This is a genomic window from Klebsiella sp. PK01, from assembly GCF_057624675.1.
On the sequence record NZ_JBYEZM010000002.1, the window covers coordinates 147,290 to 170,027 of the forward strand.

Annotated in this window: 19 protein-coding genes; 8 read left to right on the top strand and 11 right to left on the bottom strand. The window is 52.4% G+C overall.

Annotated features, from left to right (window positions below):
• Positions 1-62 precede the first annotated feature (62 nt).
• Positions 63-977 carry a muramoyltetrapeptide carboxypeptidase gene (gene ldcA, locus AC22LX_RS05835; RefSeq protein ID WP_487333840.1) on the top strand — a complete coding sequence of 305 codons (915 nt, stop codon included), beginning with the start codon at positions 63-65 and terminating at the stop codon, positions 975-977.
• A gap of 90 nt (positions 978-1,067) precedes the next feature.
• Positions 1,068-2,801 carry a potassium/proton antiporter gene (locus tag AC22LX_RS05840; protein WP_015366069.1) on the top strand — a complete coding sequence of 578 codons (1,734 nt, stop codon included), beginning with the start codon at positions 1,068-1,070 and terminating at the stop codon, positions 2,799-2,801.
• Positions 2,802-2,817: 16 nt separating this feature from the next.
• On the opposite strand, the gene dadX is transcribed toward AC22LX_RS05840, so the two are convergent.
• Together dadX and AC22LX_RS05850 are read right to left on the bottom strand one after the other, a co-directional pair.
• Complete coding sequence (dadX, locus tag AC22LX_RS05845; protein WP_045390433.1) at positions 2,818-3,888, bottom strand: catabolic alanine racemase DadX; 1,071 nt, start codon at positions 3,886-3,888, stop codon at positions 2,818-2,820.
• Positions 3,889-3,897: 9 nt separating this feature from the next.
• Entirely contained in the window at positions 3,898-5,196 is a 1,299-nt protein-coding gene (locus tag AC22LX_RS05850) for a D-amino acid dehydrogenase (RefSeq protein WP_047050672.1), read from the bottom strand.
• Between the two features lie 321 nt (positions 5,197-5,517).
• On the opposite strand from AC22LX_RS05850, the gene AC22LX_RS05855 reads away from it, so the two are divergent.
• On the top strand, positions 5,518-7,050 hold the full coding sequence (locus AC22LX_RS05855; RefSeq protein WP_015705842.1) for a SpoVR family protein: 1,533 nt from the start codon (positions 5,518-5,520) through the stop codon (positions 7,048-7,050).
• 67 nt (positions 7,051-7,117) lie between these two features.
• Here the strand turns inward: AC22LX_RS05855 and fadR are convergent, their stop codons facing one another.
• Complete coding sequence (gene fadR, locus AC22LX_RS05860; RefSeq protein WP_045390428.1) at positions 7,118-7,837, bottom strand: fatty acid metabolism transcriptional regulator FadR; 720 nt, start codon at positions 7,835-7,837, stop codon at positions 7,118-7,120.
• A 235-nt stretch (positions 7,838-8,072) separates the two neighbouring features.
• Here fadR and nhaB point away from each other — a divergent pair, with 235 nt between their 5' ends.
• From nhaB to AC22LX_RS05885, 5 genes are all read left to right on the top strand, one after another.
• A complete protein-coding gene (nhaB, locus tag AC22LX_RS05865; RefSeq protein ID WP_045390425.1) occupies positions 8,073-9,623 on the top strand; it encodes a sodium/proton antiporter NhaB in 1,551 nt (516 codons plus the stop codon).
• Between the two features lie 132 nt (positions 9,624-9,755).
• Positions 9,756-10,286, top strand: a complete 531-nt coding sequence (gene dsbB, locus AC22LX_RS05870; protein ID WP_015705844.1) for a disulfide bond formation protein DsbB — start codon at positions 9,756-9,758, stop codon at positions 10,284-10,286.
• Positions 10,287-10,405: 119 nt separating this feature from the next.
• Positions 10,406-10,750, top strand: coding sequence for a TehB family protein (locus AC22LX_RS05875; RefSeq protein WP_047045263.1), 345 nt, complete (start codon positions 10,406-10,408; stop codon positions 10,748-10,750).
• Between the two features lie 887 nt (positions 10,751-11,637).
• The gene (locus AC22LX_RS05880) at positions 11,638-12,315 is read left to right on the top strand and encodes an SOS response-associated peptidase (protein WP_487333841.1); all 678 of its coding nucleotides are present in this window, start codon (positions 11,638-11,640) and stop codon (positions 12,313-12,315) included.
• Between the two features lie 146 nt (positions 12,316-12,461).
• Positions 12,462-13,214, top strand: coding sequence for a hypothetical protein (locus AC22LX_RS05885; protein WP_316423160.1), 753 nt, complete (start codon positions 12,462-12,464; stop codon positions 13,212-13,214).
• A 600-nt stretch (positions 13,215-13,814) separates the two neighbouring features.
• Here the strand turns inward: AC22LX_RS05885 and AC22LX_RS05890 are convergent.
• From AC22LX_RS05890 to AC22LX_RS05925, 8 genes are all read right to left on the bottom strand, one after another.
• A complete protein-coding gene (locus AC22LX_RS05890; RefSeq protein ID WP_487333842.1) occupies positions 13,815-15,080 on the bottom strand; it encodes a Y-family DNA polymerase in 1,266 nt (421 codons plus the stop codon).
• Positions 15,080-15,370 (bottom strand): hypothetical protein, encoded by a 291-nt coding sequence (locus tag AC22LX_RS05895; RefSeq protein ID WP_200782141.1) that lies wholly within the window; start codon positions 15,368-15,370, stop codon positions 15,080-15,082. The genes AC22LX_RS05890 and AC22LX_RS05895 overlap by 1 nt, the downstream gene beginning before the upstream one ends.
• 489 nt (positions 15,371-15,859) lie before the next feature.
• Complete coding sequence (locus tag AC22LX_RS05900; RefSeq protein ID WP_348877090.1) at positions 15,860-16,618, bottom strand: hypothetical protein; 759 nt, start codon at positions 16,616-16,618, stop codon at positions 15,860-15,862.
• Between the two features lie 7 nt (positions 16,619-16,625).
• Positions 16,626-18,776: a hypothetical protein gene (locus AC22LX_RS05905; RefSeq protein ID WP_487333843.1), complete on the bottom strand. Its 2,151-nt coding sequence runs from the start codon at positions 18,774-18,776 to the stop codon at positions 16,626-16,628.
• 87 nt (positions 18,777-18,863) lie between these two features.
• Positions 18,864-21,347 (bottom strand): host specificity factor TipJ family phage tail protein, encoded by a 2,484-nt coding sequence (locus AC22LX_RS05910; RefSeq protein ID WP_487333844.1) that lies wholly within the window; start codon positions 21,345-21,347, stop codon positions 18,864-18,866.
• Complete coding sequence (locus tag AC22LX_RS05915) at positions 21,334-21,729, bottom strand: NlpC/P60 family protein (RefSeq protein ID WP_348877093.1); 396 nt, start codon at positions 21,727-21,729, stop codon at positions 21,334-21,336. The genes AC22LX_RS05910 and AC22LX_RS05915 overlap by 14 nt, the downstream gene beginning before the upstream one ends.
• Positions 21,726-22,196, bottom strand: a complete 471-nt coding sequence (locus tag AC22LX_RS05920) for a hypothetical protein (RefSeq protein ID WP_348877094.1) — start codon at positions 22,194-22,196, stop codon at positions 21,726-21,728. The genes AC22LX_RS05915 and AC22LX_RS05920 overlap by 4 nt, the downstream gene beginning before the upstream one ends.
• Positions 22,193-22,681 carry a hypothetical protein gene (locus tag AC22LX_RS05925; RefSeq protein WP_334754354.1) on the bottom strand — a complete coding sequence of 163 codons (489 nt, stop codon included), beginning with the start codon at positions 22,679-22,681 and terminating at the stop codon, positions 22,193-22,195. Before AC22LX_RS05925 ends, AC22LX_RS05920 begins: the two co-directional genes overlap by 4 nt.
• Positions 22,682-22,738 lie beyond the last annotated feature (57 nt).

Genomic DNA, 22,738 nt, shown 5'->3' on the forward strand with positions numbered 1-22,738 from the left:
GGAGATGACAATAAACGTTCCAGGCGGCATGATAACCCTTTCATTCTTTGCAAGGAATTGCCATGTCTCAGTTTTATCTGGTCGCCCCTTCCGGTTACTGTATCAATCAACAGGCTGCGGCCCTTGGCGTGGCCCGTCTTCAGGAGGCCGGTCATCAGGTACTGAACCAACAGGCGATCCCCCGTCGACAGCAGCGTTTCGCCGGCAGCGACAGCGAACGTCTGGCCGATATTAACCAACTTGCATCCCTTGAGGGAAAAAACCACATCGTGCTGGCGGTGCGCGGCGGCTATGGCGCCACCCGGTTACTACCGCATATCGACTGGCAGGCGTTATCGAAACGCCAACAGCGGGAACCGCTGCTTATCTGCGGCCACAGCGATTTCACCGCCATCCAGATGGGACTGCTGGCTAAAGCCAACGCGATCAGCTTCAGCGGGCCGATGTTAGCGGGCAATTTCGGCGCCGAAACCCTGAATGCGTTTACTGAACATCACTTCTGGCAGGCGCTACGCGAACCCGAATTTACCCTCGAATGGCAAAGCGACGGCCCAACCTGCCGCGTCGAAGGTACCCTGTGGGGCGGCAATCTGGCGATGGTCACGTCGCTCATCGGCACGCCGTGGCTCCCGCAGATTGACGACGGTATTCTGGTGCTTGAGGATATCAACGAGCATCCGTTCCGCGTTGAACGAATGCTGCTGCAGTTACTCAACAGCGGGATCCTTGCTCACCAGCGGGCTATCGTGCTCGGCAGTTTTACCGGCGCGCAACCCAACGACTACGACGACGGTTATGATCTTCCCACCGTCTACACCTGGCTACGTCAGCAACTCACCATCCCGCTGCTGACCGGCCTCGAGTTCGGTCATGAACAGCGCACCGTTACCCTGCCTCTCGGCGCGCGGGCGCGGCTGGTCAACAACGCCTCAGCCGCAACCTTAACGATAAGCGGCCATCCGGTGCTGGCGGAATAAAAATTCCTCTGCGCGAGTATCCTGCAAACGCGCGGATTGTTAAAATAGTGTAATTTTCACCCCTTCACGCTGACAAGGAGTACGTGAACATTGGACGCCGCTGCGGTCATTAGTCTGTTTATCCTGGGTTCTGTTTTAGTAACCTGCAGTATTTTATTGAGTTCTTTCTCCTCACGCCTCGGCATCCCGATTCTGGTTATCTTCCTCGCCATCGGTATGCTGGCAGGCGTAGACGGTATCGGCGGCATTCCTTTCGATAACTATCCTTTCGCCTATATGGTGAGTAACCTCGCGCTGGCGGTGATCCTGCTGGACGGCGGAATGCGCACCCAAGCCAGTTCGTTTCGCGTGGCGCTCTGGCCAGCGCTGTCGCTGGCGACGGTCGGCGTGCTGATAACCTCCGCCCTCACCGGGATGATGGCGGCATGGCTGTTCAAGCTCGATTTAATCGAAGGGCTACTAATTGGCGCCATCGTCGGCTCCACCGATGCGGCGGCGGTGTTCTCGCTGCTCGGCGGTAAAGGGCTTAACGAGCGCGTCGGCTCGACCCTCGAAATTGAATCCGGCAGCAACGACCCGATGGCGGTGTTCCTCACCATTACCCTGATTGAAATGATCCAGCAGCATGAAGCCGGACTGAGCTGGATGTTTGTGGTGCATATCATTCAACAGTTTGGCCTGGGCATCGCTATTGGACTCGGCGGCGGTTATCTGCTGCTGCAGATGATTAACCGCATCGTCCTGCCTACCGGGCTCTATCCGCTGCTGGCGCTAAGCGGCGGGATCATGATTTTCGCCGTCACCACCTCACTGAACGGGAGCGGTATCCTCGCGGTCTATCTCTGCGGTTTCCTGCTCGGTAATAAACCCATTCGCAACCGCCACGGCATTCTGCAAAACTTTGACGGCCTGGCGTGGCTGGCGCAAATCGCCATGTTCCTCGTCCTCGGCCTGCTGGTCACACCGTCCGACCTGTGGCCGATCGCGATTCCGGCGCTACTGCTGTCAATGTGGATGATCTTCATCGCGCGTCCGCTGTCGGTATTTGCTGGCCTGCTGCCGTTCCGCGGTTTTAATCTGCGCGAGCGGGTGTTTATCAGCTGGGTCGGTTTGCGCGGCGCGGTGCCGATTATCCTCGCCGTTTTCCCGATGATGGCCGGGCTTGAGAACGCGCGGTTGTTCTTTAACGTCGCCTTTTTCGTGGTGCTGATTTCACTGCTGCTTCAGGGCACCTCGCTCTCCTGGGCGGCGAAAAAAGCGAAGGTCGTGGTACCGCCGGTCGGCTGGCCTATCTCACGCGTCGGGCTGGATATCCATCCGGAAAATCCGTGGGAACAGTTTGTCTACCAGCTGGGTGATGATAAATGGTGCGTTGGCGCAGCGTTGCGCGACCTCCACATGCCGCCGGAGACGCGTATCGCCGCACTCTTCCGCGACAACGTACTGCTGCACCCTACCGGCAGCACGCGGCTGATGGATGGTGATATTCTTTGCGTTATCGGCCGCGAGCGCGACCTGCCGGCGCTGGGTAAAATGTTCAGCCAGTCGCCTCCGGTCTCGCTCGATCAGCGGTTCTTTGGCGACTTTATCCTCGATGCGGAAGCTAAATTCGCCGATGTGGCGCAGATTTATGGCCTCGACGGCGGTGAAGAATTTCGCGAACATCAGCAGTCGCTGGGCGATGTGATTCAGCAACTGTTGGGCGCCGCGCCGGTCGTCGGCGATCAGGTGGAGTTTGCCGGTATGGTGTGGACGGTCGCCGAAAAAGAGGACGACCACGTACTGAAGGTGGGTGTGCGGGTTGCGGAAGATGAGGCGGAGTGATCCGCCTCACACAAAGTTACACTGTCACCACCGGTACGCGCGGCGCCAGAGCGCACATTAATTCATAACCGACGGTGCCGCTGGCCGCAGCGACATCGTCAATCTTAATCTCCTGCCCCCACAACTCAACCGGCGCGCCAATACCCGCATGCGGACAAGGTGTCAGATCTACCGCCAACATATCCATCGAAATACGCCCGACGGTGGTGGTGCGTACGCCGTCGACCAGCACCGGCGTGCCGCTCGGGGCGACGCGTGGATAGCCGTCGGCATAACCGCAGGCGACAATGCCGATGCGCTGCTCGCCGGATGCCTGATACAGCCCACCATAGCCCACCCGTTCGCCGCTTTTCAGCGTCTGTACGGCAATCACTTCACTGCTGAGGGTCATCGCCGGTTTCAGGCCGCTATTGGCAATATCCCGCCACTGACCCGACGGCGATGCGCCGTACAGCACAATTCCCGGGCGCACCCAATCAAAGTGCGCTTCCGGATGCCACAACGTGGCCGCTGAGTTCGACAACGAACGCGGGCAGTCCAGCCCCTCCGCCGCCTGCTCGATACGGCGCAAGGGCTCCACGATGCCATCCGGGTTTTCCGCATCAGCGAAATGCGACATCAGCGTCATTTCACCGACGTTGGCGAGCGATCGCAGCTGTTGCCAGACGATATGCACTCGTTCTGGCATAAAGCCCAGCCGGTTCATACCGCTATTTACTTTGAGATAGATATCCAGCGGCGCATGCAGTTTAGCCTGCTGCAGCGCTTTAATTTGCCAGTTGCTGTGTACGCTGGTGGTCAGGCGATACTTATCCAGCAGCGCCAGTTCATCGGCGTGAAAGAATCCTTCCAGCAGCAGAATCGGCCCTTTCCAGCCCTTTTCCCGCAGTAGGATCGCCTCTTCGAGATTCAGCAATGCGTAGCCATCTGCGGCGTTCAGCGCCTGCCACATCCGCGCCAGGCCATGGCCATAGGCATTGGCCTTCACCACCGCCCAAACGCGCGCCCCAGGGGCAGCGCGGCGAACAATCTGTAAATTCTGACGTAAAGCCGACAGGTCAATGCTGGCTTTTACCGGACGAGACATGGAGGCTCCTTAGTTATGCACGCCGTGCAGATGCTGAGCGCGAGCCGGCGTAAAGCCCGGGCTGTAACGTGCCACGGCCAGATCATCATAAGGGATCGCCGGCGTACGCCCGGAGATCAGATCGCTCAGAAGCTGCCCGGACCCGCAGGCCATGGTCCAGCCCAGCGTACCGTGCCCGGTGTTCAGCCACAGATTTTTGTACGGCGTGCGGCCAACCACCGGCGTACCGTCCGGCGTCATCGGTCGCAGGCCGGTCCAGAAGGTCGCCTGCTCAACGTAGCCGCCGCGCGGGAACAGATCGCGAACCACCATCTCCAGCGTCTCGCGGCGCGGCTTCAGCAGCTCTTTATTAAAGCCGACAATTTCCGCCATCCCGCCAACGCGAATACGCTGATCGAAACGGGTAATCGCGATTTTGTAAGTCTCATCAAGGATAGTCGATACCGGCGCGCCGCTCTCTTCGGCAATCGGAATAGTTAACGAGTAGCCTTTCAGAGGATAGACCGGGATGTCCACCAGCCCTTTAAGCATCGCGGTGGAGTAAGAACCAAACGCCATCACGTAGGCGTCGCCCTTAATAATTTCGTCGCCGCATTTCACACCGGCGATTTGATCGCCTTCGTAAAGCAGCGCATCGACGGAGGTATTAAAGCGGAAAGTCACCCCTGCCGCCTCGGCCATCGCCGCCAGACGGGTAGTGAAGAGCTGGCAATCGCCGGTTTCATCATTTGGCAGGCGCAGGCCGCCGGTCAGTTTATGGCTGACTTCCGCCAGCGCCGGTTCGACTTCGAGCAGGCGGTTGGCTTCCAGCAGTTGATACGGTACGCCAGCCTCTTCCAGCACGGCGATATCACGAGTGGCGTTCTCATACTGTTTTTCGGTGCGGAAGAGCTGCAGGGTGCCGCCCTGGCGGCCTTCATACTGGATACCGGTGGTTTCACGCAGCGCTTTCAGGCAATCACGGCTATATTCCGCCAGGCGCACCATACGCCCTTTGTTTTCCATATAGTGGCGGGTATCGCAGTTACGTAGCATCTGCCACATCCACTTGAGCTGGAACTGCGTGCCGTCAAGGCCAATCGCCAATGGCGCATGGCGCTGGAACATCCATTTAATCGCCTTCAGCGGCACGCCCGGCGCCGCCCACGGCGCCGCGTAGCCGGGAGAGATCTGCCCGGCGTTGGCGGCGCTGGTTTCTTCAGCGGGCCCTGGCTGACGGTCGATAACCGTCACCTCATGTCCCGCCTGGCTTAAATACCAGGCGCTCGCTACCCCAACCACCCCACTTCCCAGTATGACGACTCGCATAGCCACTCCGTAATAGTTAAAGAACAATCATCTAATTACAAATTGATAACCCAGATGAAAATATTATTCAACATACGCTTTATTTATGGTGACTTATCTCACACCAAACCGCACCAGCACTGACACCAGAGATTTACGATCTCGTGCTGCGCTTTATTTTTCCTCAGCATAAAATGCTAAGTAAATGTTAAATTAAGGCCTTTGGGATTGTGATATCGCGAAGAAAAGAAATTACCCGCAGACGCAGTTTGTTATGGCGTGTTCTATGCTTGATAAGAGGTTCTCCACAAAGAGAGAACCACCAACAACGAGGGCGCGCTAATGGCTACGATTGATTCCATGAACAGGGACACCACCCGGTTAAGCGATGGACCCGACTGGACTTTTGAACTGCTGGAAACCTATCTTGCCGAGGTCGACCGGGTGGCGAAGCTGTATCGTCTCGATACCTATCCGCATCAAATCGAGGTGATCACCTCCGAACAGATGATGGACGCCTACTCCAGCGTCGGGATGCCGATCAACTATCCGCACTGGTCGTTCGGCAAAAAATTTATCGAAACCGAACAGGCGTATAAACACGGCCAGCAAGGTCTGGCCTATGAGATAGTCATTAACTCCAACCCGTGTATCGCTTATTTAATGGAGGAGAACACGATTACCATGCAGGCGCTGGTAATGGCGCACGCCTGCTATGGGCACAACTCCTTCTTTAAAAATAACTATCTGTTCCGCAGTTGGACCGATGCCAGCTCAATCATCGACTATCTGATCTTTGCGCGTAAATACATTACCGAATGTGAAGAGCGTTACGGCGTCGATGAAGTTGAAAAATTGCTCGACTCCTGCCATGCGCTGATGAACTACGGCGTCGACCGCTACAAACGCCCGCAGAAAATATCGCTGCAGGAGGAGAAGGCGCGGCAGAAAAGCCGCGAAGAGTATCTGCAAAGCCAGGTGAACATGCTATGGCGTACTCTGCCAAAACGGGAAGAGGAAAAAGCCATCGAGGCAAGCCGCCGCTATCCTTCCGAACCGCAGGAGAATCTGCTGTACTTTATGGAGAAGAACGCGCCGCTGCTTGAGTCCTGGCAGCGCGAGATCCTGCGTATCGTTCGTAAGGTCAGCCAGTATTTTTATCCGCAGAAGCAGACTCAGGTTATGAACGAGGGCTGGGCGACATTCTGGCACTACACCATCCTCAATCATCTGTATGACGAAGGTAAAGTGACCGAGCGCTTTATGCTGGAGTTTCTGCACAGCCACACCAACGTGGTGTTCCAGCCGCCCTACAACAGCCCGTGGTACAGCGGGATCAACCCCTACGCGCTGGGTTTCGCTATGTTCCAGGATATTAAACGTATCTGCCAGTCGCCAACGGAAGAAGACCGCTACTGGTTCCCGGATATCGCCGGCTCCGATTGGCTGGAGACGCTGCATTTCGCCATGCGCGATTTTAAAGATGAGAGCTTTATTAGCCAGTTCCTGTCGCCGAAGGTGATGCGAGACTTCCGCTTATTCACGGTACTCGATGACGACCATAATAATTACCTGGAGATTTCCGCCATTCATAATGAGGAAGGCTATCGGGAAATTCGTTCTAAGCTGTCGGCGCAGTATAACCTCAGCAATCTTGAGCCGAATATTCAGGTCTGGAACGTTGACCTGCGCGGCGACCGTTCGCTGACGCTGCGCTATGTGCCGCACAACCGCGTGCCGCTGGATAAGAGCCGTCGCGAAGTGCTTAAACACGTTCACCGCCTGTGGGGCTTTGACGTGATCCTTGAGCAGCAGAATGCCGACGGCAGCGTTGAGCTGTTGGATCGCACCCCGCCGCGGCAGAACGCGTTGTAAATCGGATCAAGTGTCAAAAAGCGAAATGCCCGGATTATCCGGGCATTTTTTATAGGGTGGTCCGTACTTAGCGCATATTGATGGCTAAATCGCCGGGCAGCGTTTTTTGCATCCGATGCCAAATCTCGCCGCTGTTGTGGCCATAGGCGCGGACGATTTCGTACACTTTATCGTGCTGACTCTCTTCGCACACTTTCGCCAACTGGTGGTAGAAACCCAGCGCCAGGCTACGCGCTTCCGGATTAGCAAAATAGTGACGACCAATGCGGGTATACAGCCCCTTCATGCCGTTGAGGATCAGACCGTAGATCGGGTTGCCGGAGGCAAACGCCAGACCGCGGAAGATGTTGTAGTCCAGTTCGGCGAAAGCATCGGCATGATCTTCAACTTCACGCGCGGTAGCCAGGACCTCCAGCGCTTTGTCCGGGTGCTGGCGGAAAGCGGTACGAATAAAAATCGTTGAGATATTGGTTCGCACCGACAGCAAGTTATCAATCAGCTGCGGCACGCTATCGTGGTCGAGACGCGCCAGCGTTTCAAGGATATTCAGTCCGGAGGTTTCCCAGAAGTTGTTCACTTTCGTCGGTTTACCATGCTGGATAGTCAACCAGCCATCACGGGCCAGACGTTGCAACACTTCGCGCAGAGTGGTTCGGGTCACACCAATCAGTTCAGAAAGTTCACGTTCAGCAGGGAGAATGGATCCAGGCGGGAAACGATTATTCCAGATACTTTCAATGATGTACTCTTCCGCGAAACCCGCAGGGCTTTGCGCCTTAATGACCATAATAAGATTTCCATTACACAGCGTTGCAAATTGCACTCATCATACCAGAGCAGCCATACGCCAGATAGCATCTGAAAGTAATTAAAAGGGGATCGCCGTTTCATTTTCAGCTTTTGCTTAACGCCTTCCATTACCTGTAATGCGCCGCGAAGAAAGTTGCTTCCCTTTTTACTCAACTGGTAATCTTGCAATAGTTACGCATAAAATCATGTTGTTTGACGGAAGGACCTCTGTCGTGGAAATGTCTTATGGCCGCGCCCTGTGGCGCAATTTTCTTGGCCAGTCGCCAGACTGGTACAAGCTTCTCCTGATTATCTTCCTGGTGGTTAACCCGCTGGCGTTTTATCTTCAACCGTTTGTCGCCGGTTGGCTGTTAGTGGTGGAGTTTATCTTCACCCTGGCGATGGCGCTCAAATGCTACCCGCTGCTGCCTGGCGGCCTGCTGGCGATAGAAGCGGTGCTGATCGGTATGACCAGCCCCGAACATATTCGCGAAGAAATAGCCAATAATCTCGAAGTCCTGCTGCTGCTGATGTTCATGGTGGCCGGGATCTACTTCATGAAGCAGCTATTGCTGTTTATTTTTACTCGGCTGCTCCTCGGGATCCGCAGCAAGATGCTGCTGTCGCTGGCCTTCTGCCTGGCAGCGGCTTTTCTCTCCGCCTTCCTTGACGCGCTAACTGTTGTTGCGGTGGTCATTAGCGTAGCGGTCGGCTTTTACGGTATTTATCATCGCGTCGCCTCCGCGCGGCCTGATGATAACGACATGCTTGATGACAGCCATATCGATCAACACTACCGCGACGTGCTCGAACAGTTCCGCAGCTTTTTACGCAGCCTGATGATGCACGCCGGCGTCGGTACCGCGCTCGGCGGCGTGATGACCATGGTCGGCGAACCGCAGAACCTGATTATCGCCAAAGCCGCCGGCTGGCACTTCGGCGAATTCTTCATCCGTATGTCGCCGGTAACCCTGCCGGTAATCGTATGCGGCCTGATAACCTGCCTGTTGCTGGAAAAATTCCGCCTGTTTGGCTATGGCGAGCCGCTGCCAGTCCCGGTGCGCAAAGTCCTGCAGGATTTCGACGACCGTAGCCGCCAGAGCCGCAGCCGCCAGGATCGGATGCGCCTTATCGCTCAAGGGATCATCGGCGTGTGGCTGATTGCCGCCCTCGCCCTGCATCTGGCGGAAGTTGGCCTGATTGGCCTCTCCGTCATCGTGCTGGCGACCACCTTTTCCGGCGTGACCGACGAACACGCCATCGGTAAAGCCTTTACCGAAGCGCTGCCGTTTACCGCCCTGCTGACGGTCTTTTTCGCCATTGTGGCGGTGATTATCGATCAGCATCTGTTTGCCCCGGTGATTGAGTTCGTCCTGCAGGCTTCACCGCACGCTCAGCTATCGCTGTTCTATTTGTTTAATGGCCTGCTGTCGTCCATCTCCGATAACGTCTTTGTCGGTACGGTGTATATCAACGAAGCAAAAGCGGCGCTGGAACACGGCGTTATCAGCCTGCAGCAGTTTGAAATGCTGGCGGTCGCCATTAATACCGGCACTAACCTGCCTTCCGTCGCGACCCCCAACGGCCAGGCCGCGTTCCTGTTCCTGTTGACCTCGGCGCTGGCGCCGCTGATCCGCCTCTCTTATGGCAGAATGGTGTGGATGGCGCTTCCCTATACCATCGTGCTCACGCTGGTCGGCCTGCTGTGCGTCGAAACCCTGTTGATGCCGGCCACCCAGTGGATGCTCAGCCACGGCTGGTTGACCACCCCAGTACTGCCCTAATTGCGCAGCCCGTTACCCGGGTTCCCCCCGGGTAACGAATATTCATTTACGTAATATTTTCCGACTAGCGGATGGCGTCGCGGTAGTTTTCGTTTACACTGCCATGATTTAGCATGTTCCAGGGAAATGATTATGTTGCAATACTTAAACCAGTGCTCAAGGGGACGCGGCGCCTGGCTCTTGATGGCGTTAACCGCTTTTATACTTGAATTAGTGGCGCTGTGGTTCCAGCACGTGATGCTGCTGCAGCCCTGCGTGTTGTGTATTTACGAACGCTGCGCTCTGTTTGGCATTATGGGCGCCGGTCTGGTGGGCGCTATCGCGCCGAAAACCCCGCTGCGCTATGTCGCGTTGCTCATCTGGCTATACAGCGCACTGCGCGGTCTGCAGTTAGCCTGGGAGCACACCATGATTCAGCTACACCCTTCTCCGTTCCAGACCTGCGATTTCGCCGCTCGTTTCCCGACGTGGCTGCCGCTGGATAAATGGCTACCGCAGGTATTCGTTGCCACCGGCGACTGTTCCGTGCGCCAGTGGGAATTCCTGACTCTGGAAATGCCGCAGTGGCTGGTAGGCATCTTTGCCGCTTATCTGGTCATCGGCCTGCTGGTACTGATCGCTCAGCCATTTAAAGCCAAAAAGCGCGATCTGTTCGGCCGTTAAGCTATCCTGCCAGATGGTAAACGCTCCTTCGGGGGCGTTTTTTGTGCCTGTAAGTTGACGACGCCCCTTTAAAGTTGCATATTAAATACATCTTATTTGCATCCACTAAGGAGCTTACTATGTCCCACCTGCGTATCCCGGCTAACTGGAAAGTCAAACGCTCCACTCCGTTCTTCACTAAAGAAAATGTTCCGGCAGCGCTGCTCACCCATCACAATACTGCCGCTAACGTTTTCGGTCAGCTGTGCGTAATGGAAGGCACAGTAACTTATTACGGTTTTCATGATGAGCAGGCTAGCGAACCGGAGATGAAAGTCGTCATTAATGCCGGGCAGTTCGCCACCAGCCCGCCGCAATACTGGCATCGTATCGAGCTCAGCGATGATGCCCAATTCAATATTAACTTCTGGGTTGAAGATGAAAGCCACGGCGAAGACGGCCTGTTCCACGCCAGGAAAAGCTAAGCCCCTCACGTGCTTGCGGTTGAAAATCGACATCCGGATGTTTAAAGTCGTTACCCGATAGGCTCGTCTTTCTTGAGTCTGAAATGGGATAAGTCACCATGAGCATAGTCTGGTATATGACGCTAATCTGCATTGTCGTCGCGTATTTGATGATGAGTTTCCTGCCCATCTGATCGCCGCAAGCAGTCATCGCGCCGGGGAGACCTGGCAGCTCGTCAACTCCCTCTCAGCCCGGCCACCGCGCCGGGTCTATTTTTATCTACATCTGCTTTACAAATATTCCTAAAGTTCCCCGCCCCCGCGCCGATGATGAAATGCCAAACGCACCTGGTGATGATGACTTAAATGTGGGGTTTCCGATGAGTAGAAACGGCTGGCGTTCTCTTAGTGTTGTTATTTTTCCATGCGCTTTATTGTGGGCGGGAATTATCTGGCTGGCATTAAGAATGATGGGATATTGATGCGTACAAAGAACCGGGCCGCGCAGGCAGGGAATGCCCGGTTCTAATATTTCAACGAGCTTACTGCGCCCAGTCTGGTTTGTTTAAGACAGGCATCAGCTTAAAAGCAAGGTGCGTTGAAGTAATGCGGATGTAGTGTTTAAGCAATGCATTAGCGCAAGACGAATCGATACCTTACGAGGTTTTGAGTTGTTTTGCGCTAATTTTTTGCCCCATACATGCCCCATTAAAAATTCTGCGAGCAGCTTTCCAGATTAAAAGCAACGCCGTTTACCTCTCCCCCATCCCATGTCATCCTCTTTCGCGGTAATCATGGATTTTCGGTGCGCACCACTCTTTCGTGATTCCCTTCTTTTTCAAGCTTACAGCTTTGTCCAGAACTCGTTTTTGACGCCTATACTTTCAGTCTGACCACTGGAGGTTGATATGTGCGGACGCTTTTCCCAGTCAATGACCCGTGATGATTATCTTTCCTGTCTTGCCGATGAAGCCGATCGTGACATCGCATATGACCCGGAACCGATTGGTCGATACAACGTCGCGCCCGGTACCAAAGTTTTGCTTCTGAGCGAACGCGACGAACAATTGCATATCGATCCTGTCTTCTGGGGTTATGCGCCAGGATGGTGGGATAAACCGCCTCTGATTAACGCACGCGTCGAAACGGCGGCCACCAGCAGAATGTTTAAACCTCTCTGGCAACATGGCCGGGCGATCTGCTTTGCGGATGGCTGGTTCGAATGGAAGAAAGAAGGTGACAAGAAGCAGCCCTACTTCATCCATCGCACCGATGGCCAGCCGATATTCATGGCAGCAATCGGAAGCACACCATTTGAACGCGGAGATGAAGCAGAAGGCTTTCTGATTGTCACCGCGGCAGCAGATAAAGGGCTGGTAGATATTCATGACCGCCGGCCGCTGGTACTTACACCAGAAGCAGCCAGGGCATGGATGAGACAGGATATTGGAGGGAAAGAGGCCGAAGAAATAGCTGCGGACGGTACCGTGTCAGCAGGCCATTTTACATGGCACCCTGTTTCACGTGCCGTTGGTAATGTGAAAAACCAAGGCTCAGAATTACTCGAAGCTATTGAGCGCCATTAAATTGATAACGTCCGCAACCATTCTAAAAGCTGTGGTTGGATAGCCAGAGACTCTCTAACAATAGAGAGTCATTTTGAATTGGCAGTTACACAAATGCTTACCAAACGCTATAATTGTATAATACTTCATCATGCAGGCACTAATCTATGATCAGGTTGAACTATAGGTATTATTTATTATTAACTATTTCAACATTTTCATTTTATTCGCTTGCCGATGATCGTTCATGTATCGGGGTCAGAACTCAATCAAGCATAGGTGGAAAAACTGTAGCAATAATCTCAAATAATTGTGGCAGTTGCAAAAGCGGAGATGTAAATATATACAGGGATAATCAATATGATAATCAAGGAACACATTTTAAAAATTTAACAAATGGCTCCGAGATGCCATTTGAATATTCGACGATTAAGCCTGGTTCATATTTCTATGTTGTTATGAACGTGCAGGACTGTAGCTCCCTCCCAAAACCACCTTCTACGCCACCAAGTGAACCGCACGTTCCAACACCAGTACCTGCCCTAGATTGTCCTGGTCCAGTTGAAAACACGTACCCCTTCATGCAAAGGCCAATAGCAGGACAATCACAGTTTCTAACTGTTCCCGCTTCAACTAAGACGGTCGAGCTCTGTGTATCTAAAGTTTCAGTTCCTGTAGTTGACCACGTTCTATGCACAGCAGATATTTTCCCTCCAAATATCAACGAGAATAAGTACAAGGAGATGTGGGTTTGTAAATCTGGAGAATATTGTGGCGGCCTTTATTTTTCTCATGGCTATGAGAAAGTCTTTACAGGAAGCAGCACCCGAAAGGATGGTGCATATTGGTGTGTAAACGCATCTATCGAAAACTCCTTTAAACCGTATCGTGTCTTTTTTACTGTTTTACCTAAGAAGTAACATCTTGAATTCATTTCTATTCTTATAGAGGGCATTATTATGAAACATAAATATTTTATATACTTGCTTTCATCATTATTATTTTTTAGTTTCAATTCTTTTTCTGAACAACCTAAAGACCAAATGTCGATTACTCAGCTTAAAGCGCAAAACGCTATCCTGCTTCATGCTCTGACTCCTGCGCAGAAAAAATTACTTATGCAGTCACCTGAAGTCATGCAATGCACACCACCTAATGATTGTAACTGCCGTGCCGGTGGGTACGGATATTGTACTACCAAAAAGGAATGTGATTATGTTCAGGGTACGTGCTACTGAATTATTAGGTCTTTGACTTGCTGTTCTGCATGATGGCATATGACCGAAGGTTTACTTTGCGCATGTGCAAAGTATGGATCTGTCGCATTAAGCTGGCGTCAGGTAACATGTTGTTTTTTTGATGTTACCTGACCATATTTCCATTTCGTAAAGCCTTATTAAGTATCTATGTAATCCGAACCATTTACTTTTAGATATCTTCCTACTAACTAAGTTGTTAGCTCATGAAGGACTTAACTTGCTACAGAAACAGCAATGATACATTTCATATTAATGGATGAATTACCTTACTTCGAGTAAATCACTGTATCTTGTGGTATATCTAGGGGAAAGCATTTCTCTCTTCATCTGCCAGGTGGCCTGGATCCCCTGCCCAGCAAAATAGAGAGTTCCCCTCCCATCCTTTGCGTTGAGGTGGTCGAGAACTTCCATCAGCTTCTCGCTGTTCTGCCTTGGCGCATTATCATCGAACAGGTTCAGTTGCGAGACACCCTGGCTATAGAAATCACCGAGCATGATCCCCGCTTTCTGATACCGATGCCCGTCGACCCATATCGCATCCAGGCACTTTACCGCCGCATTGATGATATCCCGGCTATCCTGCGTTGGCGTCAGCAACTTAATGGATCCGCTGTTACCGTAGTATTTTTCATTCAGCGCAAAGGGAGATGTCTTCACAAAGGTGGAGATATAACGACAATACTGATGCTCACCACGAAGTTTCTCTGCGCCTCTGGCCGCATATGAACAGATAGCCTGTCGCATTTGTTCATAGGTGGTAATACGCTCCCCGAATGATCGGCTGCAGACAATTTCCTGTTTCACTGGCGCAAACTCTTCCAGCTCAAGACACGGCTCGCCGCGAAGCTCCCGGACGGTTCTCTCAAGCACAACGTTGAAGTGCTTACGGATAAAGCGGATATCCGTATCAGCTAGCTGCAGGACGGTTTTTATCCCCATAGATTCAAGCTTTTTGCTTATACGGCGGCCAACACCCCATACCTCATCTACCGGAAGTAAAGCCATCAGTTTGCGCTGCCGTTCCACATTCGAAAGGTCGACAACTCCGCCAGTAGCTTTCCATGTTTTCGCCGCATGATTGGCGAGCTTTGCCAGCGTCTTTGTTTGTGCGATCCCCACCCCGACCGGAAGCCTGGTATTGCGGTAAACGGTATCTTTCAGCTCATGCCCGAACTCTTCCAGCACACGGCAATTACGCACACCAGTGAGATCACAAAAGGCCTCATCGATACTGTAGATTTCAACTCTGGGACACATTTCCTCCAGTGTCGTCATGACACGGTTGCTCATATCCGCGTAGAGTTCATAGTTCGAACTGAAGCAAACCACGCCATGCCGGCGGAACTGGTCTTTGCATTTGAAGTACGGATCCCCCATCTTGATGCCAAGTTTCTTGGCTTCGGCAGAACGCGCTATCACGCAACCATCGTTATTGGACAATACGACAACCGGCTTCCCTCGCAGATCCGGCCTGAAAATGGTTTCGCAGCTCGCATAGAAGCTGTTCACATCAACCAGAGCAAACATCACATCACCGGGCAGTCATCAAAGCCAGCTTTGCTGATAATGTGGGTAACCACACCTATCAGCTCTACATCCGCGAGCGATTCCCCTTCTATAGCTTCCCCATCCTCAGTAATGAGCGCTCCACCAAGAAAGCGCGCAAACTGCTGCACCCCACAATATGAGATAAGTAAAACCGCTGATGCTAATGGTGATGATGAGCGCTCAACTACAGCGACTCCACGTTGTGTTTCAACAAATGTTGCATGCTGGCTGATGCCAGTTGTCTCGTAAAACGGTGATTGTTGAAGCATGATCTGCACCCATAAATACTGTTTTTATATACAGTAGTTTCGAAGTGGCACAAGATCAAGCGCTCTGTTTAAGCACTTCAATAATTATTAATTATCATTAAGTATTATAAGGACTTATAGGAAGGAGCAGAGAAAACAGCGAAAGGTAGAATAAATAAAGCCATTACATTCATTGATTTAGCCGATAGCCTTAAGTAAGGTATAGCCTCACTAAATGTATGGCATTTACATATAAACCATGGATATGGCTTGGCTAAATCATGTTTAGCTAAATAATTACACAGCAGAATAATATGTTTATTACCTTTCTTGTACGCTTTGCCGCAGTTGTTGCGATCTACTCGCTGACATTCCTGGGAACCAGATGGCCTCATCCCATGTTCATACCAGATATTGTGTTACTTCTACTCTGGGCTCATATGGAATGGGATTTGTGGCGGAAACGCGGGGAATAACCTGCAGCTTTGATCGCTGCAGGCTTGTACATCATCAGATACTTTTACCCAGCCCGGCATAATAGCTTTTGTATGCCCGGTAGATGGTCGCCATTTCCGTATCGGTGATGGCCCGACTAAAAGCCAGTACAGCCATTACCTGACCCGTTACTGTAGTGCCATGGTCAAGACTGGCGCCAATATAAATATTTCCGGTGATTGACGGTGAAGGTGCTGTACCATTCGTCACCAGCGCATGCTGACCCGTTATCGGCAAGTCAGCGTGGATCCCGACCCGACCAGTACCGTCATTTGTCACCGTTCTGGAGACAGAGAAAATACCATCTGGCGCAGCAGCTTCTGCCGGCGCTGAGTCCAGCACTGAAAACCATGATGCACCGGCGGAGTTCAGCCATAAACCGCCTGGTTTATGCGTAGTTTCAAACTCATGGCACCGTGACCGTTTCGGCGCAGCAACCTGCATCACCCCAACCACGTTAAACTTGCCTCCGGGATTGTTCGTTATCCCGATAAAGGTCATATCACTGTTGGCATAGGGGGCAATACTGATCCCCGTATCAATGTATGCCGTCTCATTAAGTGATGCGGCGTAGCTGGCGATTGCTGGCGAACCAACAACCGTCATATCCGCACCAACGCGATTGCGTGCCAGCGAGCCGGTTGTCCCGTCAACGTCCCACTGGAGGATCATGCCCGGCACCAGGTCAGGCAAACTAGTGATGGGGAAAGCAATCTGACCAAGAGAACGGCTGGCCGTCACGGTACCATCGATATAAACACGGGTAGTTGTCATTGTTACCTCAGAGAGTTTTGTTAAAAGCGACCAGGTCGTTGTAAAGCGGAAGGTTTGATACGGGTGAAATATCTGTGGCAGAGTCCCTGATGCATCCCCTGCTGCCAGTCGTTGCACCCGGCATATTTGCCCGGTTGCCCACGTAGGCGTAATTCACCGCGGTTGCGGTACCCGTTTTTGCTATTCGAATGGTTCTGCCCGCGTCAATGGTCACCCCTGTAATGGTGGCGCCGACAAGCCGGAAACCATAGTTACCCGGATCGGATACCCTGGCGGTATCAATCACCGCATTTCCGACACCGCCAAGCAGTGGAATGACCACCTCTGTTGATGTCTGGGTGATATTGGCATCATCAGGGCGAAGCGCCAGCACGCTCCCTGCATTCAAATACTGAGCAATTGAGACGCCAGCAATCTCCCCATCAGTCCTGTAGCCATTGCTGGACAGATGGTCTTTATCAACATACGGCCGCGCATACTGTGTTCCCGTCAGGATAAATTCTTCGTTATCCCGGCAAATTTCATACTGTGCGTTGCCAATAACGAGATTAACGTCAGCGCCCGCAGCCCCAGCCTGAACGGTAGCGTTACTGAACTGCTGAACAAACATTTTCAGTGACTGATCGCCGTCGTCGGTGAGGGAGTGGAGATAGCTTTCGTAGTCCTGACGAAGACTGATCATCAGGCTTTTATAGGTATCCGCACTGGTGTTGTTTACCGCGTCCGCATTGCCGTGGATGAACAGCATATATGGCTGATAAGCCATTCCGAGACTTCTGGCAATTTCATACCCTCGCTGCATCACCAGTTGAGTCGCAATGAAAGAGGCAGTCCCTTTCGAAATATTCGCCAGTGATGTGCCGGACGCCCCGGTAGCTGAAACAAGACAGGTCACACCGCCCTTTTCAAAAAGGCGCTCGCCAAGGCCACTGCAGTCTGATTCCTGAGAGCCAGCCTTACCGATGTTTTCCACAGCTGGAACCAGGTACTGCAAATCGGACAGCGCGACTGATTTCTCAGCGTGTGCGCTGTCATATTTTGAACCGCCATTGAAAATCACCGCCCCGTATGGGTATCTGGCCGTTGTCGTTACGGGAGCCTGAACTACAGATGCCGCGCCAACAGAGAGCGACTGTCCAACAAGCATAATGTGAACCAGCTCAGCGCGCCCCTGCCTGATGCGTGAACGCCCATCAGTTTTGATGCGGTGAAGATGATAATCACCGCTGCCGCCCTCCTGCGAAGCGAATTTCACAAAATAACTGTTATCAACTGCACGGAACGTAACCGGGCCGGTATTCCCCCCGTCAGTTGTGATGTCAGTATTCGCCCCTTCAGGTGAAATAAATTTGAGGTTTCCGCTTACTTCAATTGCCATTCCGCCATCGGCAGATACAACCGGCTCGCTCTGGTCTGCTCCGCTATCACGCAGATCTATAACCTCACCATTGCGCTTAACGATTTTGAAGATTTCGCCATTAATATCAGCGTGAACTTCGGCATAGTCAGGGTAGTCAGCAGAGAAGAAAGTATTGAACCGTAGCATTCCCACGCTGCCATCCTCGGACAATGACAGCACTGAAGCGCCTGATGTTCTTGACTGAAACACTGAGCCATCAGCCTTCTGAACCTGCTCAATACTGCTGCCTACCATCACAGCCGGGAACTGTGATGTTCCGTCTTCAAGGCGCTGATAGGTTACATTGCCATTCTTATCTGTTGCCATCTCAGCTATCCCCGGAAACCCTGTCACGTTTTTTGCATTGCTGTCGAAAATGAAGTCGACCTGTTTTTGCAAACCGTAAACAAAATCACTCGATGGGTAGCTTTTGCCCGTTCTGGTAGGCACGCCATTGATATTCTGCCAGACATCCGCAACATTATTTTTATCGTCAGACCAGACAAAATAATAAGCCATGTTTGGTATTTCACCGGATGCAATAGCGGCGCTGGCCTCTGCTTCTGTCCATGGATGACCGAGAGGCTCAATATTTGCGAGAGCGCCAGCCCACGTATAGCGCTCCACTCCGAGCCTGTCGATATACGTTTTGTTATCAGACGAGATAATCTCATCCATTTTTGCGCCGGCAAATACAGCATCCCTGATGTCCGTACTTGGCACCGGGTTCTGAGTTGGAGTCGGTAACGGTGTTGCCATTGTGCTTGTCGCCCTATAAATGGCGCACGAAAGCCTCAGAAATTAATCTGATGTAGTGCGCGAAGGTTGAAGAGTTACTGCAGTGTGTTACGGATAAATTGCGTCTGAATATTCGGACAGGGTCAGTGTCTGGGTGTAATCGCCATTGGGTTTTGCAGTTTCAACGCGCCAGATGGACGAGTTCAATTCAGTGTCTGTTGCAATGAAGTAGCGGCTGGCTACCTGGCAATCGCTGCCATTGTAGATATTCAGGTCGAAAGCATCTGCAGCGGTCTGAAAAGCTTTTGCATTTCCCGTTACAGGATAAGCGCGCCACCGGCCGCGGAAGTTACCCATGCTATCCGTCATCACCACCCACATGTCGCCCAGTGAAAAATCAATACGCTCTGAGGTCGTGAAGATGTCACCATTGCGGCCAGTAAGATAGCCGTTCTGCTGCTTGTTGTCGTACATGTCCGGACACTGGACGACGGCGCCGCGAACCACCTGCTCAGTTTCCAGCACCTTGACCGTCATGCTCAGTCGCGAATACAGAAGGCGCTGAGCCTCAAGCCACGCCCGATCCAAAGCCTGAGTACGATTACGGCAACCATCCAGGCTAATCTGGCTGGCATTGACGGTTGCATCTTCAACTTCCCTGATGCCACCAGCGTCGATTTGCAGGTAGATATAAGATTTCTTATTGGTGAGCGGGTCAACATAATCGACCGTGACGCCGTCATATCCTCCCGGCAGCGACATCTGCCATGAAACCTTATATTCATCAAAGAACATGTTTGAGCGCGCAAATACCGCATCCGGATAGCTGACCTTTTCATCACGCCAGAACGTCAGCACATCACCGATGTTATTTCCATCCACCCTCGCCGCATTGCAGATAGTCCGGATCCGCTCACCGAGCGACAACTTCTCATCTGAAAAGGTGTAATCGAAATAGCCGAGTTCCGGAACCGTTATTGAGTCAGCAATCGCGTAAAGCGTCGCGACATCGATGCTGGCCACATCCTGCTTACCGATAACTATCCACTCATGCAGTGCAGCGTCGGCAAATGAACGGCTTGGGCGCAGCGTGTAGTCAATCTGGCCGGTCGTCCTGTCATAGCTGATGGTATGACGCTGAGCGAGCATATTGTATTTCTGCTCGCGGTTACTGTTACTGTTGTTGCTCCCCTTGATGGTCACTCTGGCGATCGTATCGTCAGGATAAACAACATTGACGCGGGTATTTACCGCGTGAATAGCCATCAGCGTGACGACGTTGCTGTCGTTGCTGTTATCCAGCCTCTCAATTGTGACCGCATAGCGGCCCATCCCGGCGGCCGGGGTGAATTTATGAGTGGTTCGGAAGTTACGTGTCGAGACCTGATAATCGTTATCGAAGAAGTAATCATATTGCTCTGCTGTTCCGGGGATTTGATTGTTGTTCTCGTCAACCTTCCAGAACCGGATACGATAACGCGTCGTACCCGCGGTGGCGCCTAACTGAACCATCGCATGAACCCAGATTTGAGAAGACTCAAGGGGAGAAACCGATGGGCCAATGACCAGCGGCGTCTGATCGTTCAGGGTAAACAGAGTCAGATTTATGGTCGCATTAGCGGGTAAAGTGGTGATTTCTCCTGTCATGTCACCCAGATAAAACGTGGTGTATGACTGCGTGTCCTCGCCAATATAGCTCTCTGAATAGACAATATTCCCGCTGCCGGTGACATTCCTGGTGACGGGACTTCCGCCCGAGTTCCAGGTTGCATTAATCACAAAGGTAACCGGATGCGGCACAGCAAGCGCGGCAAAGTATGAGAAATTGTCGTCATTGGACAGCACCGTCGCTTTAAGCTGATTGCTCTCAATGCTCATTGCGGTCGGCGTGGATGTGGTCGCCGTCTGCGCCGGAAAATCCTCACTCTCATTCAGCCCAGGCACTTCTTCGTTATCGATATCATCGAACTGATATCCAACGTCAATAGTGCCTATCGTCGCGCCAGGATCAAAAATCTGGTAACTGGCGCCTGCCAGACTCCCCAGATTCGATTCTGAATACCGGACAGAGGAAATGGTGTATTTTCCTAACCCCACTTCAAACCATTCGGTAATGTATTTGTTGTTGTCGATGAACTCGAACAACGCCTGCTGCGTCAGATCCGGAAACACCCTGCACTGCCCGTAAATGTTCGGTCGCCCTTTGTACAGTCTGGCGCGGTTAGTTTGTCCGGTGGCATCGTTATTTGGTGATTCGCCAGTCGAAATTGACGGAGCAGAGGCATTTTGCTGCCCGGTGATCCCCGCCAGCACCTTTTTGGTAAAGCGGATCGGGTTAAGGTGCTCTACAGGGTTGAGCAGCGTCTTTAACAGGCCTCCGCTTTCTGGCTGGTCAAAAACCGCTACCACGTCGCCGGCGCGCAACTTAAACGACAAGTCAAAATCATCTTTAAGCTCGCGGCCATTCAGACGCACTTTCACGTTATTGTGCAGTCTGAGAGAATCCAGTAATGCTATCAACTCAGTTCCCGGCGGCGTCGTTCCATATTGTTTCGGCGCGCCAGGCAGGCGCTGGAGCTCATATCGAACCATGAACCAGATACTCCACTTTGTTGAATTTCTTCGCCAGGATGACCATGCTGTCAGCGCGCACAAACCCGAACTCACCGCGGGAGTGCATGCATTTAACCGGGTCCAGCATTACGCCCACATGAACAGGACGATCAGCGTAATAAAACACGGCGAGGCAGCCAGGCGAAGCTACGGGAACCACTCGCCAGTGGGCGGATTCCTCTGAGTAGCAGGTGATGAAGTCGGCGCCCGATTCGTAGCCGGGAATATGATGCAGCTCCAGACCTAGCACATGCCTGTAATACAGCACCACCAGCCCCCAGCAATCCATCTGTTCAAAACAACAGGCACGGTTAACCCACGGCTTGCCATTCACAAGCCGGATAAATTCGTTCTGCGTCATACGGTAATCAGTCCGGGATAGTCTTTCGTGGTGTAAATGATGGGATTGGCCAGCGTCAGCGGATTGGTCTTGCCGGAATTAACGGTGACGTTTGTGCCGTCGGCGCCAACATCCTTCACAAACAGTGACCAGGTCTTTAGGGGCTCCGCATCACCGATCGCATTCCATTGTTGATACTTGCAGGTGATAGCAGTCATCCTGGCGGCACCTGTCCACGCTTTTAGCGTGTTTCTGACCTCTTCAGCCCCCTGCAGGAAGGTGATCCCCATCGTGATGATTGCTGACCCGTTCTGGGTCGGTTCTGTGATATCAAACGCTGCCGGTTGATACAGGTTGCCGCCAAACGTCGCCTCCTGAAAAAGCTTGTTCACCACACGGTAATATCCAAACGCCGGGTGATAGAACTCGATGGTCTGTTTGATATCACTCGCCGGCCGCCGCTCCTTCCATTCGCGCAATGTTGTCATGAATTACCTCCCGGATATTCCGGCATAACCTCCGTAACAAGCAGGTCATAGAGATATTCGGTACCAGGAGCCATCCCAACGATCCAGTCGTCGTATTGCTCGGTATAGTCACTCATGCCGTTTGACAGAACCGTCGCCGTCCAGGTCACCACTCCGCCATTTTTGCTGGTTTGCACCGGCATGTTGATGAAGTGAAGAGTCTGCAGCTGCGGGCCGTAAGTGTCGCCAAGGTCGATACGCATCTGGAACCAGTTACGTCCGCGGTCACAGTACGTCGGCGATCGTAGCCAAGACTTAAACACTTCCGCCTGTTTAAGAGTGAATATCCACTGAAGCGTCCATGTCGTTTTAAGGTCCGTTGTAAACGGAGTGAATATTGCTGGACCGACCGCCGGCTGCGTTGTCTGCCAGCCGGTATCCTGCGTCATGTTCTGGCTGGGACGCTGCGGAAGGGGTAGAAATTCCGGGTATGAAACTGTTGCCACGTTTCCTCCGGGCATATAAGGCCGCGAATGCGGCACTGATCTTTTATCAGGATGTTC